General features: G+C 62.4%; 20 protein-coding genes and 1 pseudogene. 14 read left to right on the top strand and 7 right to left on the bottom strand.

The features are described from left to right. Positions 1 to 24 precede the first annotated feature (24 nt). Positions 25 to 330: a putative quinol monooxygenase gene (locus J3R84_RS19255; RefSeq protein WP_025425588.1), complete on the bottom strand. Its 306-nt coding sequence runs from the start codon at positions 328 to 330 to the stop codon at positions 25 to 27. A gap of 220 nt (positions 331 to 550) precedes the next feature. On the opposite strand from J3R84_RS19255, the gene J3R84_RS19250 reads away from it, so the two are divergent. From J3R84_RS19250 to J3R84_RS19235, 4 genes and pseudogenes are all read left to right on the top strand, one after another. Continuing rightward, on the top strand, positions 551 to 880 hold the full coding sequence (locus tag J3R84_RS19250; protein WP_025425587.1) for an ArsR/SmtB family transcription factor: 330 nt from the start codon (positions 551 to 553) through the stop codon (positions 878 to 880). Continuing rightward, the gene (locus J3R84_RS19245) at positions 877 to 1,341 is read left to right on the top strand and encodes an SRPBCC family protein (protein WP_025425586.1); all 465 of its coding nucleotides are present in this window, start codon (positions 877 to 879) and stop codon (positions 1,339 to 1,341) included. Before J3R84_RS19250 ends, J3R84_RS19245 begins: the two co-directional genes overlap by 4 nt. 173 nt (positions 1,342 to 1,514) lie before the next feature. After that, positions 1,515 to 1,928, top strand: a complete 414-nt coding sequence (locus J3R84_RS19240; RefSeq protein WP_025425585.1) for a GFA family protein — start codon at positions 1,515 to 1,517, stop codon at positions 1,926 to 1,928. A gap of 215 nt (positions 1,929 to 2,143) precedes the next feature. Then, positions 2,144 to 3,056, top strand: a pseudogene (locus J3R84_RS19235) (alpha/beta fold hydrolase). A gap of 114 nt (positions 3,057 to 3,170) precedes the next feature. Here the strand turns inward: J3R84_RS19235 and J3R84_RS19230 are convergent. Continuing rightward, on the bottom strand, positions 3,171 to 3,797 hold the full coding sequence (locus tag J3R84_RS19230; protein WP_025425584.1) for a glutathione S-transferase family protein: 627 nt from the start codon (positions 3,795 to 3,797) through the stop codon (positions 3,171 to 3,173). 166 nt (positions 3,798 to 3,963) lie between these two features. Here J3R84_RS19230 and J3R84_RS19225 point away from each other — a divergent pair, with 166 nt between their 5' ends. Beyond that, positions 3,964 to 5,025 carry a M14 family zinc carboxypeptidase gene (locus J3R84_RS19225; RefSeq protein WP_025425583.1) on the top strand — a complete coding sequence of 354 codons (1,062 nt, stop codon included), beginning with the start codon at positions 3,964 to 3,966 and terminating at the stop codon, positions 5,023 to 5,025. Between the two features lie 53 nt (positions 5,026 to 5,078). On the opposite strand, the gene J3R84_RS19220 is transcribed toward J3R84_RS19225, so the two are convergent. Further along, entirely contained in the window at positions 5,079 to 5,552 is a 474-nt protein-coding gene (locus tag J3R84_RS19220; protein WP_025425582.1) for an Lrp/AsnC family transcriptional regulator, read from the bottom strand. 227 nt (positions 5,553 to 5,779) lie between these two features. Between J3R84_RS19220 and tatA the strand changes: the two genes are divergently transcribed. The 4 genes from tatA (at position 5,780) to ybaK (ending at position 8,533) form a co-directional block, all read left to right on the top strand. Continuing rightward, positions 5,780 to 6,949, top strand: coding sequence for a tyrosine aminotransferase (gene tatA / locus J3R84_RS19215; protein ID WP_203527330.1), 1,170 nt, complete (start codon positions 5,780 to 5,782; stop codon positions 6,947 to 6,949). 14 nt (positions 6,950 to 6,963) lie between these two features. After that, a complete protein-coding gene (locus J3R84_RS19210; RefSeq protein WP_025425580.1) occupies positions 6,964 to 7,599 on the top strand; it encodes a YitT family protein in 636 nt (211 codons plus the stop codon). Positions 7,600 to 7,683: 84 nt separating this feature from the next. Then, positions 7,684 to 8,043, top strand: coding sequence for an ArsC family reductase (locus J3R84_RS19205; protein ID WP_025425579.1), 360 nt, complete (start codon positions 7,684 to 7,686; stop codon positions 8,041 to 8,043). A gap of 16 nt (positions 8,044 to 8,059) precedes the next feature. Beyond that, positions 8,060 to 8,533: a Cys-tRNA(Pro) deacylase gene (gene ybaK, locus J3R84_RS19200; protein ID WP_025425578.1), complete on the top strand. Its 474-nt coding sequence runs from the start codon at positions 8,060 to 8,062 to the stop codon at positions 8,531 to 8,533. A 156-nt stretch (positions 8,534 to 8,689) separates the two neighbouring features. Here the strand turns inward: ybaK and J3R84_RS19195 are convergent, their stop codons facing one another. Continuing rightward, positions 8,690 to 9,145, bottom strand: a complete 456-nt coding sequence (locus tag J3R84_RS19195; protein ID WP_025425577.1) for a MarR family winged helix-turn-helix transcriptional regulator — start codon at positions 9,143 to 9,145, stop codon at positions 8,690 to 8,692. Positions 9,146 to 9,230: 85 nt separating this feature from the next. Between J3R84_RS19195 and J3R84_RS19190 the strand changes: the two genes are divergently transcribed. From J3R84_RS19190 to J3R84_RS19175, 4 genes are all read left to right on the top strand, one after another. After that, the gene (locus J3R84_RS19190; RefSeq protein ID WP_038575818.1) at positions 9,231 to 9,905 is read left to right on the top strand and encodes a glutathione S-transferase family protein; all 675 of its coding nucleotides are present in this window, start codon (positions 9,231 to 9,233) and stop codon (positions 9,903 to 9,905) included. A gap of 76 nt (positions 9,906 to 9,981) precedes the next feature. After that, positions 9,982 to 10,869: an MBL fold metallo-hydrolase gene (locus J3R84_RS19185; RefSeq protein ID WP_082523422.1), complete on the top strand. Its 888-nt coding sequence runs from the start codon at positions 9,982 to 9,984 to the stop codon at positions 10,867 to 10,869. Positions 10,870 to 10,949: 80 nt separating this feature from the next. Beyond that, positions 10,950 to 12,203: an aminopeptidase gene (locus J3R84_RS19180; protein ID WP_025425575.1), complete on the top strand. Its 1,254-nt coding sequence runs from the start codon at positions 10,950 to 10,952 to the stop codon at positions 12,201 to 12,203. Continuing rightward, complete coding sequence (locus J3R84_RS19175; protein ID WP_158268914.1) at positions 12,200 to 13,003, top strand: pyrroline-5-carboxylate reductase family protein; 804 nt, start codon at positions 12,200 to 12,202, stop codon at positions 13,001 to 13,003. Before J3R84_RS19180 ends, J3R84_RS19175 begins: the two co-directional genes overlap by 4 nt. 75 nt (positions 13,004 to 13,078) lie before the next feature. Here J3R84_RS19175 and J3R84_RS19170 read toward each other — a convergent pair whose 3' ends face one another. After that, the gene (locus J3R84_RS19170; RefSeq protein WP_038575815.1) at positions 13,079 to 13,957 is read right to left on the bottom strand and encodes an EamA family transporter; all 879 of its coding nucleotides are present in this window, start codon (positions 13,955 to 13,957) and stop codon (positions 13,079 to 13,081) included. A 97-nt stretch (positions 13,958 to 14,054) separates the two neighbouring features. Between J3R84_RS19170 and J3R84_RS19165 the strand changes: the two genes are divergently transcribed. Next, positions 14,055 to 14,549 carry a MarR family winged helix-turn-helix transcriptional regulator gene (locus J3R84_RS19165; protein WP_025425572.1) on the top strand — a complete coding sequence of 165 codons (495 nt, stop codon included), beginning with the start codon at positions 14,055 to 14,057 and terminating at the stop codon, positions 14,547 to 14,549. 9 nt (positions 14,550 to 14,558) lie between these two features. Here J3R84_RS19165 and J3R84_RS19160 read toward each other — a convergent pair whose 3' ends face one another. Together J3R84_RS19160 and J3R84_RS19155 are read right to left on the bottom strand one after the other, a co-directional pair. After that, positions 14,559 to 15,149, bottom strand: coding sequence for an NAD(P)H-dependent oxidoreductase (locus J3R84_RS19160; RefSeq protein WP_025425571.1), 591 nt, complete (start codon positions 15,147 to 15,149; stop codon positions 14,559 to 14,561). 175 nt (positions 15,150 to 15,324) lie between these two features. Then, positions 15,325 to 15,912 carry a chloramphenicol phosphotransferase CPT family protein gene (locus tag J3R84_RS19155; protein ID WP_025425570.1) on the bottom strand — a complete coding sequence of 196 codons (588 nt, stop codon included), beginning with the start codon at positions 15,910 to 15,912 and terminating at the stop codon, positions 15,325 to 15,327. Positions 15,913 to 15,918 lie beyond the last annotated feature (6 nt).

Genomic DNA, 15,918 nt, shown 5'->3' with positions numbered 1-15,918 from the left:
CGTTGTTTCGGTGTGTGCCAAGCCTCACCGGGTTTCGCCAAACACCGCCGAGCCGATGATCGAATCGAGGCTCGCCAGCTCAAGGATCTCAGGGAAGTAGGCTTTCATGCGCGGGTCGCTGCGCATCGCCTCGACCGCTGCAGGGGTCTCCCACTCGGAGTAGATGACGACGCCGGTGCCGTCATTTGCCGCGATCAACCGGGTCGTCTTCCAGCCTTCAAGCGTGCGGACAACCGTGTCGGTGTTCAGCTTCAGGAGCGCGATCAGCGCATCCTGCTTCCCGGGTTTGACCTTCAGCAGATTGATCAAAATGACTGACTCGTCGGACATGGCATGTCTCCTTTTTGTTTCGAACACATCAAGGACGACCGGAAGGGTGAAAACGGATCGCGACGTTTGAAAATTTTGGGAATTGGTTCTCTGCGGAGCGGGGCCTGCTGACTGAAATAAGCAGTCCAAGCCATCGCCACAACAACGGAAGAGCCGTAGCCTTACCTGACAAAAAACAATAGTGTTGACTAATTAATCAGTATGCACTAATTGTTTTGTCATGATTGAAACCGCACCCATCACCGCCGTCATGCGCGCCCTTGCCGATCCGACCCGGCGTGCCGTGTTCGAGCGCATCGCCAATGCCGACGAGATCACGGTGGTCGAACTGACGCGCGGCAGCGGCGTGACGCAGGGTGCCATTTCGCAGCATCTCAAGTCATTGAAGCAGGCGGGCCTCGTCAGCGAGCGTCCCGAAGGCCGCAACGTCTATTACCGCGCTGAGCCCGAAGGCCTCGAGCCGCTTGTCGACTGGATGAGCCATTACGGCGCCTTCTGGCGCGAACGGTTTGCAAACCTCCGCACTCTCTTGAAGGAGATCGATCCATGAATGAAGTAGTGTTGCAGCCCCACACGCAGGACATCGTGGTAGACGAGGTCTTCCCCCACGCCCCCGAGACGATCTGGAAAACCTTGACGAGCGGCGCCTTGATAAGCCGCTGGATGATGGTTGCGACAGGCTTCGAGCCGGTCGAAGGCAACCGCTTCACCTTCCAGACCACGCCGGCCGGCGAATGGGATGGCGTCATCCACTGCCGGGTGCTGGAGGTGAAACCGAACGAGCGGTTCGTCTACGCCTGGAAAGGCGGGCACGAGGCCAATGCCGGCTATGGCTCGCGTCTTGACACGGTCGTTACATGGACCCTGTCCAGGGTCCACAACGGTACGCGCCTTCGCCTCGTTCATTCCGGCTTCGTGACGCCGAGAAACGACACCGCCTTCAAGAACATGAGCGAAGGTTGGAAGAAGGTTCTGACGCGGATCGGCACCGTGACCGAAGGGCAGGACTGAGACGACACCCAAAGCCTGACGCGGGCGCCGTGCCCGCGTCCTTGACGCGCCCGGTTCGGCAAGCGCCGTAGCGCCATCACGAACACAAGCAAAACAACTGATTGCGATGCCCGACCATCGAGCACGCTCGATGACGTACGCGTTGCCGTCCCCAGAGCCCAAGGAGCAATGACATGAGCAAGCCCTATACCGGTGGATGCGCCTGCGGCGCGATCCGTTACGAGATCTCTGGAGAACCGGTTTTCTCAAACGATTGTCAGTGTCGCGACTGCCAGAGCGAGAGCGGCACCGGACACGGATCGCACCTGACCTTCAGGCGAGACGGCGTGAAGCTCGAAGGCAAGGCGACGCTGTGGGACATGGTCGCCGATAGCGGCAACGTGAAGACCCGGGCCTTTTGTCCCACCTGCGGTTCGCCCGTCTATATGACCTTTGCCGCAATGCCCGAATTCTTCACCGTGCGCGCGGCGAGCCTCGACGATCCGAGTCGCTACAAGCCCCAGGTCGTCACCTATGGATCACGCGGCTACGCTTGGGACCACCTCGACCCGACGCTGCCGAAGTTTGACAAGATGCCGCCGATGTAAAGACCAGGCGAACGGACATCGAAGTTTTCCAGGGCGCGCCGTCGCGCGCCCTACCCCATCCCCATCGCGTAGCAACCGAGCAAATGCGCCATGCCGCGTTCGGTATTGCCGAACAGTAGATCCGCCTTCTGGCGGCTAGTTCGAACAGATCACGCCTGTCATCTTCTCTCCATCGAAACGCCAATCGGCGCACACCGAAAAAACAGGAGAGACCAATGCTTCGTTCCCTCATCACCGGCGCAGCCATAGCCTTCGCCGTCCCGGCACTCGCCGACGTTCAGCCCTATCCGGCGACGTTTACAACGGAAACCATCGCCACCAACGGCACGACCCTGCATGTGCGCGTCGGCGGTTCGGGGGCCGACCGTCGTGCTGCTGCACGGCTACGGCGAGACCGGCGACATGTGGGCGCCGCTTGCTGCCGAGCTTGTCCGCGATCACCGCGTCATCGTGCCCGATCTCAGGGGCATGGGGCTCTCGGACAAGCCGGCGACCGGCTATGACAAGAAGACAGAAGCGCAGGATATCGCCGGCGTGCTCGACGCGTTGAAGGCCGACAAGGTCGACGTGGTGGCACACGATATCGGCAACATGGTCGGTTACGCCTTTGCCGCCCAGTATCCGACACGAACGACAAAGCTGGTGCTGATGGACGCGCCGCTTCCCGGCGTCGGCCCGTGGGAAGAGATCCTGAAGAACCCGCTGCTGTGGCACTTCCGTTTCGGCGGGCCTGACATGGAGCGCTTGGTGGCCGGCCGCGAGCGCATCTACCTCGACCGCTTCTGGAACGAATTCTCCGCCGATCCGAAGAAGTGGAACGAGGCCTCGCGCGAACACTACGCCAAGCTCTATGCCCAGCCGGGCGCGATGCGGGCGGGCTTCGCCCAGTTCGCCGCCTTCGATCAGGACGCGATCGACAACCAGGCCTTCCTGAAACAGGGCAAGCTCGGCATGCCTGTCCTGGCCGTCGGCGGCGAAAAATCCTTCGGCCCGACAATGGCCGTCGTAACCCGCTTTGCCGCCAACAATGTCACCGAGGTGGTCATTCCCGCTTCCGGCCATTGGTTGATGGAGGAACAGCCCGAAGCGACGGTGAAGGCGATCCGCAGCTTTCTCGACGCGGAATGATCGAGGGTGCCTACGAAGCGGCCATTGACCAGAGCCGGCGCAAGCACTTTGCGCCGGCTCTTTTCGCATCATGGCCAGCGCGCAGCGCGATAGCTCTCAAGCTCCGGCTGGGCGTCAGGTCGGCGGAATGAAAGGCTGGCTGATCGCCTGGAATACGGCCAACGCCTCCAGCATTTCCCCGTGTGCCCGTAGCGCCGGATAGTTGGAGATCGCGATCAGCTCGGGATGGACCTCGCACAGGAAACGCAGCACCACTGCCACGGCGATATCGGCATGGCCAATGCGCTCCCCGAACCAGAACTCCGAGGTACCCTCCGACCGGCCGGCCTCCAATACGCCGAGCGCCGCCTCCATCTGGTGACGGCAGCGATCGACCCAGAGGGCCGAGACTTCGCCGTGCAGACGCTTCTCGTAGAACAGGCTGACGGCCTTGTCGCCGAGCCCGGTTGCAAGCGCCGCAACCTTAAGCGCCCGATGTCGGGCGGGTTCGAACCTTGGAAACATTGCGCGTTCATCGGAAACAAGGCCGTCGAGATAATCGAGAATGATGTGGCTATCGATCAACGCGGTACCGTCGTCCAGCGCCAGGGTCGGGACGCGCGTCAGCGGATTGTAGGCACGAAGCCTGTCGGCATCGCCGAAGGAGGACCAGGGGCGGTGCTCGAATTCCATGCCGTATAGCGTGAGCGCGATGCCGACGCGGCGGACGAAGGGAGAATCATATTGGCCGATCAGGATCATCTGCAGGGTCCCGTCTGGTGAGAGCGCAGCCAGAAGACAACGGATGCGCGGCAAAAGCAAAGCCTTGCTCCGCCCCCATCAACGCCCGCGCTCCCCGTTTCTAGCCACTTGCAGAGCCTATCGGGAATGCCGATAAGCCTTCGACACGAGACAAAAGGGGGAGACCATGGACATCTCGGAAATCATCATCGCCGGCGACACCGCAGGCATCGAATGGCGCCTTCCGGTCTTCCGCTTCAAGGGCAGGAGCCCCGACGCACCGAAGACCTATATTCAAGCGGCACTGCACGCCAACGAACTGCCCGGCACCGCGCTGGCGCATTTCCTCCTGCAGAAGCTCGCTGACGCGGAGAAGAACGCCGCCATTCTCGGCGACATCACCGTCGTGCCGCAGGCAAACCCCATCGGCACCGCGCAATCGCATTTCGGCGAACTGCAGGGCCGGTTCGATCTCGGCTCGCGCACCAATTTCAACCGCGATTTTCCGCTGATCGCACTCGGCGAGCGCGACAGCCTTCTCGAGGATCTTGATCGTTACTCGGCCACGGATCGGCTGAAGCGGCAATTGCTGCATATGGCGCTCGGCGCCGACTTGATGCTCGACCTGCATTGCGACGACGAAGCGCTGCAATATGCCTATATCGACGACGCCTTCTGGCCGGAGGCGGCCGACCTTGCCGCAGCTCTCGACATGGAGGCGGTGCTTCTTTCGGATGGCGAAAGCTCCGCCTTCGAAGAGGCCGTCGCCTACGCCTGGAAGTATGAGGCAGCCGGTCAGATGAAGACGAGCCTTCCGGGGCGGCTCTCCGTCACGGTCGAGCTTCGCGGCACACGCGACGTCTATCCTGACATGGCACGCAAGGATGCCGAAGGCGTGCTGCGCTTCCTCGCCCAGCGCGGCGTGGTCGCCGGCGACAGGGCAGCACTTCCAGCATTCGGCGGCATCGTCGCGCCGCTCGACAACATCGAGCTGATCCGCGCTCCGGAATCCGGCGCCATCCTCTTCCACCGCGATATCGGCGAGAGGGTGAAGGCCGCCGATCTGCTCGTGACGATCCTTAGCCGTCCCGGCCGGCCAGACGGCGCCATCGAAGTCCGCGCACCGCAGGACGGGCTGATTGTTACCCGGGTATCGACAAGGCTTGCCCGTCGCCGCGCGGACCTGATGAAAATCGCCTGCGCAACCGCGTCAAGCGCCGCACGCAAGCCCGGCCCGCTGGAAGCCTGAAGCCAAGCCAAAGCTGTGGCTTTGTCCGGAACGTCCTGAGAACGTTCCGGACATCACCGCGACATCGTCGCGGTCATCTTCGGACTGTCGAGAAGGATGGTCGAGCGCAGAGTCTTGATCTCGCCGATCTGCTCGAACTCGGTCCACAATAGCCGTTTGTAGTCGGCGACATCACGTACGGCGATCTTCAGCAGAAAGTCGAAATCACCGGCAACCGTATGGCACTCCACCACCTCGGGCATGCGCGACACCAGTTCGATGAAACGCTGCCCGACCTTGCTTGCGGTCCGCTCCAGCGTCACTTCGAGAAAGGCCTGGAAGCCGACCCCCGCCGCCTTCGGATCGACCACGACCGTTTGCCGGATAACACCTTCCGAGTAGAGCCGCGCCAACCGGCGCGACAGCGGTGCCGGCGAAAGCCCGACCCGCGCCGCAAGCTCGTTGTTGCTGCGCAACGCGTCCTCGACAAGCAATCGGATAATCCGCCGGTCGATCGCATCGAGTTTGGACGCTCCGCGCTCCGTCATAGCCAGCCCTTCCCGCTCTCTTCAGCGTTTGCGCAAATCAGCAAAAGAAATGCATCGATTTACGCAATTCGATCTATGCGAATATTGTCTCCGTGGCAAATCCGGCATCGATTTTGCGCTGTCTCTGATTTAAAGAAGAAGCCTGTCGAGAGCCGGAGGACGGTTCTCGGCGCGACCTTTCTCGATCGCCCATCGCTACTCTGTCACTGCCAAGGGGGAATTCCGGCATGTTCGACGCTCTGACCCGCCAACCCGACGATCCGTTGCTGGCCCTGATCGGGCTCTATCGCAAGGACGAGCGCCCTGGAAAGGTCGATCTCGGCGTCGGAGTCTACCGCGACGAAACCGGCCACACGCCGATCTTCCGCGCGGTCAAGGAAGCGGAAAAGCGGCTGCTCGCAACGCAGGACAGCAAGGCCTATGTCGGCCCCGAGGGCGACCTCATTTTCGTCGATCACCTCTGGACGCTGGTCGGTGGCGACACGATCAACCGAAGCCATTTGGCCGGCGTGCAGACGCCGGGCGGCTCCGGCGCGCTAAGGCTTGCGGCCGACCTCATCCGCCAGATGGGCGGCAAGCGCATCTGGATCGGCCTGCCGAGCTGGCCGAACCATGCCAGCATCTTCAAGGCCGCGGGCCTTGAGACGGCCGGCTATCCATTCTTCGACGTCCCGTCCCAGACCGTGCTCTTCGACACGATGATGAGCGCGCTCCAAGGTGCTTCGGCCGGCGACGCCGTGCTGCTGCATGCCGGCTGCCACAACCCGACGGGCGGCGTGATCACCGATACGCAATGGCTGGAGATCGCGGCCGTCGTCGCCGAGCGCGGCCTGCTGCCGTTGATCGACCTTGCCTATCAGGGCTTCGGCCGCGGATTGGACGAGGACGTAACGGGCCTTCGCCATCTCATCGGCATCGTCCCGGAAACCCTGATCGCCGTCTCCTGCTCGAAATCGTTCGGGCTCTACCGCGAGCGCACCGGCGCCATCTTTGCCGTGACCGCCTCGTCCTCGTCGGCCGACACGGTCCGCTCCAACCTCGCCGGCCTGGCGCGCACCAGCTACTCGATACCGCCGGATCACGGCGCCGCCATCGTGCGCACCATCCTGTGCGATGCCGACCTGGCGCGCGACTGGAGAGAAGAACTTGAAACCATGCGCCAGCGTATATCAGGCATTCGCCGATCGCTTGCCGAAGGCCTGCGCGACCGCTGGCAGGCGCTTGGCGCCGTCGCCGACCAGGAAGGCATGTTCTCGCTGCTGCCGCTTTCGGAAGCGGATGTGATGCGGCTCAGGAACGAACACGGCATCTACATGCCGGGTTCCGGCCGCATCAACATTGCCGGACTGAAGACGGCCGAAGTCGATGACGTCATCGGCAAGTTCAAGAACCTCTAAGGACTGAAAAGACGATGAACGCCGAGCCAATGATCAATACCCAGGACGTGCCCGCCGAGCGCCACCACCTCTTTGAGGATGCGTTGGCGATCCTGACGGGCACGCTGATCATGTCGCTCGGCGTCATCATCTACAGCAAGGCGATGCTGCTGACGGGCAGCACCTCCGGTCTGGCCCTTCTTTTGCAATACGCGACCGGCGCGCAATTCTGGCTGGTGTTCTCGCTCATCAATCTGCCGTTCTATGTCCTGGCGATCAAACGGCTCGGCTGGATGTTTGCGCTGCGCACCTTTCTTGCGGTCACGTTGGTGGCGCTGTTTTCGAAGTTGACGGCAGGATGGGTGGAATTCGCCAAGCTCGACCCGATCTACGCGACCATTGTCGGCGGCGGATTGATGGGCACCGGCCTGCTGATCCTCTTTCGCCACCGCACCGGGCTCGGCGGCATCAACATTCTGGCGATCTATCTGCAGGAGAAGTACGGCATCCGCGCCGGCTATTTCCAGCTTGCCGTCGATCTTACGATCCTTGCCGCCGCCTTCTTCGTGCTGCCGCCGGCCAACCTGGTTCTGTCCGTAGTTGGCGCCGCCGTCGTCAACATGACGCTTGCCATCAACCACAAGCCGGGCCGCTACGTCGGCGTAACCTGAGACACCGGCAAGGTCTTCCCTCTCCCTGAGAGGGAGGCTATCACTCCCAGCACGAATTTGCCGCAAGGCAGGAAAGGCATGGGAATGACGGTCACGATCTACGGCATCAAGAATTGCGACACGATGAAAAAGGCGCGCACCTGGCTCGACGGCCAGGGCATCGCCTATCGCTTCCACGACTACAAGGTCGAGGGCATCGACCGAGCCCATCTCGATCGCTGGTGCAAGGAGGCAGGCTGGGAAATCGTGCTCAACCGCGCCGGCACCACCTTCCGCAACCTGCCCGATGCCGAAAAGCAGAACCTCGATACCGACAAGGCAATCGCGCTGATGCTGGCACAGCCCTCGATGATCAAGCGTCCGGTGATCGAGGCCAACGGCAACCTGTTGATCAGCTTCAAGCCGGACCTCTACGAGGCCCTGTTTCACAAGACCAACGCCTGACGCCGGGAGAGGCACGATGTCCAAGACCACCCGCGCAACTCAGGCGCTTGCCAAGGCCGGCGTTGTCTTCACCGTCCACACCTACGACTACGACCCGAACGCCGAGCGCGTCGGGCTGCAGGCGGCAGAAGCACTCGGCGAGGATCCGAGCCGGGTGCTGAAGACGCTGATGGCCGAGGTCGACGGCAAGCCAGTCTGCTGCGTGGTGCCATCCGATCGCGAAGTCAGCATGAAGAAACTGGCCGCGGCCTTCGGCGGCAAGTCGGCAGCGATGATGAAGCCTGCTGATGCCGAGCGCCTGACCGGATATCATGTCGGCGGCATCAGCCCGTTCGGGCAGAAGAAGCTGGTGCCGACCGCGATCGAAGAAGCGGCGCTTTCCGAAGCACAGGTCTACATCAATGGCGGCCAGCGCGGGCTTCAGGTGCGGCTGGCACCTGGCGACGCACGAACGGCACTCAAGGCCGTGGCGGCACCGCTGATCGCCTGACGCCGACATGAACACTCCAGGATGTCCTTGGGCATTCCAGGCGTGTTCTGAGATCGAGAGCGCTTCCGGTTTAGACAGAGCCGCAGAAACGCTCTATCTCCCTGTTTTGACACATTTCCTGACGGAAAACCGCTTCGCACTTTTCCTGGAAATGCTCTAGCGAAGCCTTGCGAGCAGACTAGCCAGTTGCTGCGCTTCGTCCGTACCCAGTTTTGTGCCGACATGGGCCTCGATCGAACCGGAATAGACCTCCCACATGCGCTCGCGTGTCGCACGCCCTTTGTCAGTCACGACCACCCAGCGCCCGCGCCCGTCGGCGTCGAAAGCCTCGCGCCGAACCAGCCCTTCCCGTTCAAGCCGGTCGATCAAACGCGAGAGATTGTATTGGGCAAGCAAGGTGCGGGACTCGATCTCGAAGGGACGCAGCTTGCCGTCCTCCGCCTGCACCAGTTCCCAGAGCACATCATACCAGCCGAGCGGCGGCAGACCGGCCCTCTTGAAATCCGCCTCGATCGCCGAAAGCACGCGCCGTTGCGCGCGCATGAGGCCGATCCAGGCCTGTGTGGCAGCCGGCGTCGGCCGCAGTTCTCCATTCTTCGAAATATCGCTCATAGATGCAATTACATTGATCTTGAAAGTGTTGGCAAGCACACATACATGCAGATGCATCTACATTGATCAACCCAGGAGACCACCCATGAGCAGTGCCCTTACCCTGATCAGCCATCATCTCTGCCCCTATGTGCAGCGCGCTGCGATCGCGCTTGCCGAAAAGGGTGTCGCCTTCGATCGCGCGAGCATCGATCTGGCCGCCAAGCCAGACTGGTTCCTGAAAATCTCGCCGCTCGGCAAGGTGCCGTTGCTGCAGATCCCGCAGACGACCGGCGAGGCCGTCCTGTTCGAAAGTTCGGTGATCTGCGAATACCTCGAGGAGACACAGGCTGGCGTCCGGCTTCACCCGACGGACCCTCTGGAACGGGCACGCCACCGCGGCTGGATGGAATACGGCTCGTCGATCCTCTCGGACCTCTGGGGCTTCGAGACCACCGGGGCTGCCGACGCTTTCGAGCAGAAGCGCCAGGTGATCGCCGCGAAGTTTGCGACGATCGAAACCGTTCTGGGCGACGGGCCCTATTTCGCCGGAACGGATTTCTCCCTGGTGGATGCAGTCTTTGCGCCGATCTTCCGCTATTTCGACCTGTTCGACACGTTGGTCGACCACAAGATCTTCAGCGGCCTTGCCCGTGTTTCCGCCTGGCGGCAGGCCCTGGCGGAACGCTCGAGCGTCAAGGCTGCCGTGGCATCGGACTATGGCGAGCGTCTGATGATCTTCTTGAAGCAGCACGACGCCTATCTGCTGCGTGCGCAATAGAGCGGCCCCACGGCCCTTCTTTTTCGGCGCGCGCCATCCTATGACAGATGCGAACAACGGGAGGAGCAAGCGCGCCATGCCTGATATGACGTCGACCCTGACGATATTGCAGCCCTATCCCGGCATCTTCGCCTATTACGACGGGCGGATTGCCGGGACCCGGCTCCATTCCGAGGGACCAAACTGGCTGGACGATGGCGCCTATGCGTTGGGCGTCGCGTCCTACGCAATCGTCGATGGCGGTGAGGCGCTCGTCTACGACACCCACATCTCCATCCCCCACGCCGAAGCCATTCGCGTCCATCTCGAAGGCCTTGGCGTCACCTCGATCCGGGTCGTGCTCAGCCACTGGCACAAGGACCACGTAGCCGGAAACGCCGCCTTTGCCGATTGCGAGATCATCGCTTTGTCGCTGACGGCGGAACGGCTTGCCGAAAACCGCGAGAAGATCGAAATCGCAACGCCGCCGATCCATCCCCTCGTCATGCCCAACCGCCTGTTTGAGCACGGGCTTGATCTCAAGGTGGGGCAACGAAAGGTGGAACTGCATCATTTCGCCATTCACAGCGCCGACGGCAATGTCCTCTGGCTGCCCGAGGAAAAGCTGCTGCTGGCCGGCGACACGGTCGAAGACTGCGCCACCTTTATCGCCGAAGCCGAGCAGGTCGCAACGCATATCGCCGAATTGAAGCGCCTGCGGGAATGGCCGATCGCCCGCATCCTGCCAAGCCACGGCGATCGCGATCGTATTGCTGCGGGCGGCTATGACGCGGCGCTGATCGATGCGAACCGAAGCTATCTCGAACGTTTGGTGCGCGCGGCCGCGGACGGAACTCCCATCGGGCCTCTCAAGGATTTTGCTGCCGATGAGATCGCCGCCGGTTCGATCCTCTACTTCGCGCCCTATGAAGAGGTGCACGACAGCAATGTCGCCAGAATGCGCGCTGCAGCCAAGAGCATCTGACGTTTGCAACCGCCAGCCTTCATTTTCGCCGCAAAGCGCACTAAGTCTTGTTCGTCCGATTTCATAATGACAGGCAAATCATGACCTATCCCGCCAACACCCCCACCCCGATCGACCCGGTAAAACTCGACAAGCTCGCGGAAGTCGCCATCAAGGTCGGCCTGCAGCTGCAAAAGGGCCAGGACCTGGTAATGACGGCGCCGATCGCCGCCATGCCGCTTGTGCGCGATATCGCCAAGCACGCCTACAAGGCCGGCGCCGGTCTGGTGACGACGTTCTATTCCGACGAGGAAACGACACTTGCGCGCTACGCCTACGCGCCTGACGAAAGCTTCGACCGGGCAAGCGACTGGCTTTACGAAGGCATGGCCAAGGCATTCGGCGGCGGCGCTGCCCGCCTAGCCATCTCCGGCGACAACCCGATGATGCTGTCGGCCCAGGACCCGAGCAAAGTGGCGCGCGCCAACAAGGCCAATTCCATCGCCTACAAGCCGGCGCTCGAAAAAATCACGAATTTCGACATCAACTGGAACATCGTCTCCTATCCGAACCCTGCCTGGGCGCAGCTGGTGTTCCCGAACGATCCCGAGCCGATCGCGGTGGAAAAGCTGGCCAACGCCATTTTCGCCGCGTCGCGCGTCGATCTCGACGATCCGGTTGCGGCCTGGAAGGCGCACAATGCCAACCTGGCGCGACGCTCCGCCTGGCTGAACGGCGAACGCTTCGCCTCGCTGCATTTCACCGGCCCCGGCACCGATCTCGTCGTCGGGCTGGCCGATGGCCATCTGTGGTGTGGCGGCGCGTCGGAAGCGAAAAACGGCATCATCTGCAATCCCAATATCCCGACCGAAGAGGTCTTCACGACACCGCACGCGCTGCGCGTCGAGGGATACGTCTCCAGCACCAAGCCGCTGTCGCATCAGGGTACGCTGATCGACAACATTCAGGTCCGGTTCGAAGGCGGACGCATCGTCGAGGCGAAGGCTTCGCGCGGCGAGGAGGTGCTGAACAAGGTGCTCGACACCGACGAGGGCGCGCGCAGGCTCGGTGAAGTGGCCCTCGTGCCGCATTCCTCGCCGATTTCGGCAAGCGGCATCCTGTTCTACAACACCCTGTTCGACGAAAATGCCTCGTGCCACATCGCGCTTGGCCAGTGCTACTCGGGCTGCTTCGTCGACGACACCAGCCTGACGCCGGAACAGATCCGCGCCCAGGGCGGCAATTCGAGCCTGATCCACATCGACTGGATGATCGGCTCCGGCCAGGTGGATATCGACGGCGTGCGCGCCGACGGCAGTCGCGTGCCGGTCATGCGGCAGGGCGAGTGGGCTTGACGCAGTTCGGTGTCATCGGCGGCGGCGGCTGGCTGGGCAAGGCCCTGTTGCTGCCCGCCCTTGCCGATGGCGTCATCGCCGGGGAGGCGTTGACCGTCTCCTCGCGCAGCGGCACCGTCCCGGGCTTCGAGCCCTGGCCGGCTGTCCGCCAGACGAAAGATAACGCCGCGCTCGCCGCTGACGCGGATGTGGTGATGCTGTCCGTACGCCCACAGGATCTCGACGCCATCGCGCTCGATCTCTCGGGCAAGCTCGTCATTTCGGTGATGGCGATGGTTTCGCTTGCCGACCTTGCCGCCCGCTTCGAGGCTCGTCGCATCATCAGGGCGATGCCGAATACTGCCGCCGAAAAGCGGCTCTCCTTCACACCGTGGCTTGCAAGCCCTGACACCACCGAGGCGGATTGCGCCTTCGCCGAGCGGCTCTTTGAAGCATCCGGCAAGGTGCAAAGGATCGCGACGGAAACCGAGCTCGACTACTTCACCGCCTTGACCGGCTCCGGCCCTGCCTTTCTTGCCGTCTTTGCCGATGCGATGATTTCCGATGCCGTGACGAAAGGCATCGAGAGAGGCATCGCCGAGCGCGCCGTGCGCCAGCTTTTCCTCGGCGGCAGCACCTTGCTGGCAGGCAGCAAGCAGACGCCTGACGAAATCGTGCAAACCTTCCTCGATTACGCTGGCACGACCGCGGCCGGGCTCGAGGCCATGGCTGCCGCCGATATCCACACGCCGATCGCTCGGGGGTTAACGGCCGCCGCTGCGAAAGCGGCGGCCGGCACCCGCGACTGCGACCTCGGGTAGGTTTTTGCCGGGGCGCCTGCCTTGTCCAACCTCAGCGCTTGCCTGGATTGGTGAGCGAAGGGGGCACCTTGTTCTTCACGCACGGGCCGGGCGAACGCGAGGCGCCAGTTGCGCCCGCTGGCTCAGCCAGACGCTGATTAGCACGACGAGAATGCCCAGCGCCTGGACCGGTGTCAGACGTTCATCAAGCACACCCCAGCCGAGCAGGATCGCGACGACAGGACTTAGGAAGCCGAGCGGCGCTACGGCCGAGGGCTCGAGGCGCGACAGCCCCCGGAACCAGAGCAGATAGGTGAAGGCGGCGCCGATCAGGCCGAGATAGGCGAGGCCCGCGTAGTTCGCCATCGTCAGGGTCGGCAGGGCCGGCTCAAAGAAGAGAGCGACCGGCACCAGCAGCACTCCGCCGGCGGCAAGCTGCCAGGCGGTGAAGGTCAAGGGCGGCACGGGCGGCGCCCAGTGGCGGCTCAGAACCGTGCCGAAGGCCATCGACACGGCACCGGCAAGACCGGCAACGACGCCGAGTGGATCGAGCGTTGCGCCCGGTGTCAGCACAAGCAGGCCGACGCCGACGATGCCAGCAAGGCCGGCGATGATGCTCAGCGCGCGGATCGGCGAGCCGAGAAAGACGCGCGACAACAGGATGACGATCAGCGGCTGGATCGCGCCGACCGTGGCGGCGACGCCGCCGGGCAACCGGTAGGCAGACACGAACAGCATCGCCCAGAAGAACGAGAAATTGAGGGCGCCGAGCAGGAACGTGCGCGGCCACCAGATGCCTGAAGGCAGCTGGCGGACGATCAGCAGGAGCAAGAGCCCCGCCGGCAAGGCGCGCAACATGGCGACCGTCAAGGGATAGCCCGGCGGCAGCAGTTCGGTCGTGACCAGATAGGTGCTGCCCCAGATGGCAGGCGCCAGGGCGGTCAGGGCGAGGTCGGCGTTGCGGCTGGCGATCATGTCTCTACCTCAAGTATCTCTAGATCAAGATATCTCCGTTATAACCGATATTATCTTGACGTCAAGATATCTTCGCCTTAGGCATTTCGGAAGAACGGTGGAGGCTCAGATGGATCACGTCGATAGAATTCTGGCGCAGTGGCAACGCGAACGACCAGACCTGGACGTTTCGGCCATGGGCCTTCTCGGCCGCTTCACGCGGCTGCGTAACCATATCGGACGCGAGATCGAAAAGACCTTCGCCGAGCGCGGATTGACGTCGGCGAGCTTCGACGTGCTTGCGGCGCTCAGGCGCTCCGGATCACCCTTTCAGCTCTCACCCGGCGAACTGCTGGCGACCACCATGGTCAGTTCCGGCACGATGACCAACCGCATCGACCAGCTGGAAAAGCAGGGTCTCGTCCAGCGCCTCGACAATCCGGACGACCGCCGCGGCGTGATCATAGCGCTGACGGCGGAAGGCTTGGAACGCGTCGACGAGGCTGCGACGGCCCATGTCGCCAACCAGCACCGGGTCGTTGCAAGCCTTGCACCGGACGAGCGCGAAGCGCTGGATGCGGTGCTGCGGAAACTGCTTGCAACCTATGAATAGGGCTGACGATCAGATGCGTCCGGCGAGCTGCCGCACGCGGGCAAGGTGACGCTTACGTTTCTCATCCGTGGCCCGATCCATGTCGTGCAGGCTGACCATGCGGAAATCGAGGCCCTTGGCGCAGAAGGCGGCAATACCGCGCTTCAGCAGCCGCCGCACGGGGTTGCCCATATAAAGATGCACCACCCACCAGGGCGATCCCGTCGTCGTCAGCGCCCAGAAGAGCTTGATGTTCTTCAGCCGCGGGATGATGCGGCCGCCGGCCGGATCGTTGTCGAAGGCAACGCCCGGCACGAAGACCCGATCGAAGAAGCCCTTGAGGATCGCCGGAAAATTGAACCACCATTGCGGAAAAACCAGGACGATCCCGTCCGCTGCCTGCAGCCGCGCGATCAACCCGGCCGTTAAGCTGGCATCGTAGTTGTCGGTGAAATAGCTGCCGCGCTCTACCTTGCTCAACCTCGGATCGAAATCCTCGCGATAGAGATCGAGCAGATCGACGGTATGGCCACCGGCAACAAGCGCCCGTTGCGCTTCGCGGGCGACGCTGGCGGCAAAGCTGTCTTCCAGCGGATGGGCGAGCACGAGCAGAATATGCATCCATTGTTCCTACTGCATAAGACCTGGGATCGAGATCGATCGACGGAGAAAATGATCCAAAGAATCAATCTATTGCAATGACGATCTTTTGAGCCGTAGCGCGACCCGCCCGCGACGAACGCATGTCACCGGAAAATCGGCCGATTCCAAATGCGTTTGCCAAACTCGCCCTTGCTCAGAGACCGGAGGAGTAGGCGGGCCGGGAGCGCGCTTCCAAGGCCAGTTCCTCGAACACGGATGGCGACCGGCGCGACGCCCAGGCGGAAATCAGTTGCGCAGCGTTATCTTCAACGGCTTGCCCTGAATGAAGCTGGAGATCGTAGCGCTGCCCCTCGTGAATGCGATGGAAATCGTCTGTAGCGCTGCCGATCGGCCGGTCCGCGCGCAGCGTTTCCCGTCGGACAAGTTCCTGAAGCTCACAGTGGAGCGCGACGAAGAAGACATCGAAGGACTGCAGCATCATCGCCAGCTCAGACGCCCAACCGGGCTCCTCGAGAATGTGTTCCAGCAGGAGATTGTTGCCGGCCGAGGCATAGGCGACCAGGGAGCGGTGGAACCCTTCGAAGAAACGGGCACGGTATTCCTGCCACCTGAAGTCGCCGCGCCGGAATCTTTCCGTCGGCAACGTTCCCGAATCACGAATATGGTCAATCGAGACGTGCCAGAATGGCTCGCCGATTTGTGCCTGGACCGCGCGCGCCAGAGTGGATTTTCCACTGCTGGAAGCGCCGTGAATGAAGATAATCTTGGCTCGTTCGACCATATCTGA

The organism is Ensifer canadensis, assembly GCF_017488845.2.
Classification (GTDB): Bacteria; Pseudomonadota; Alphaproteobacteria; order Rhizobiales; family Rhizobiaceae; genus Ensifer; species Ensifer canadensis.
The sequence above is the reverse complement of the archived record's forward strand: the minus strand, read 5'-3'. Positions and strand labels throughout refer to the sequence as shown.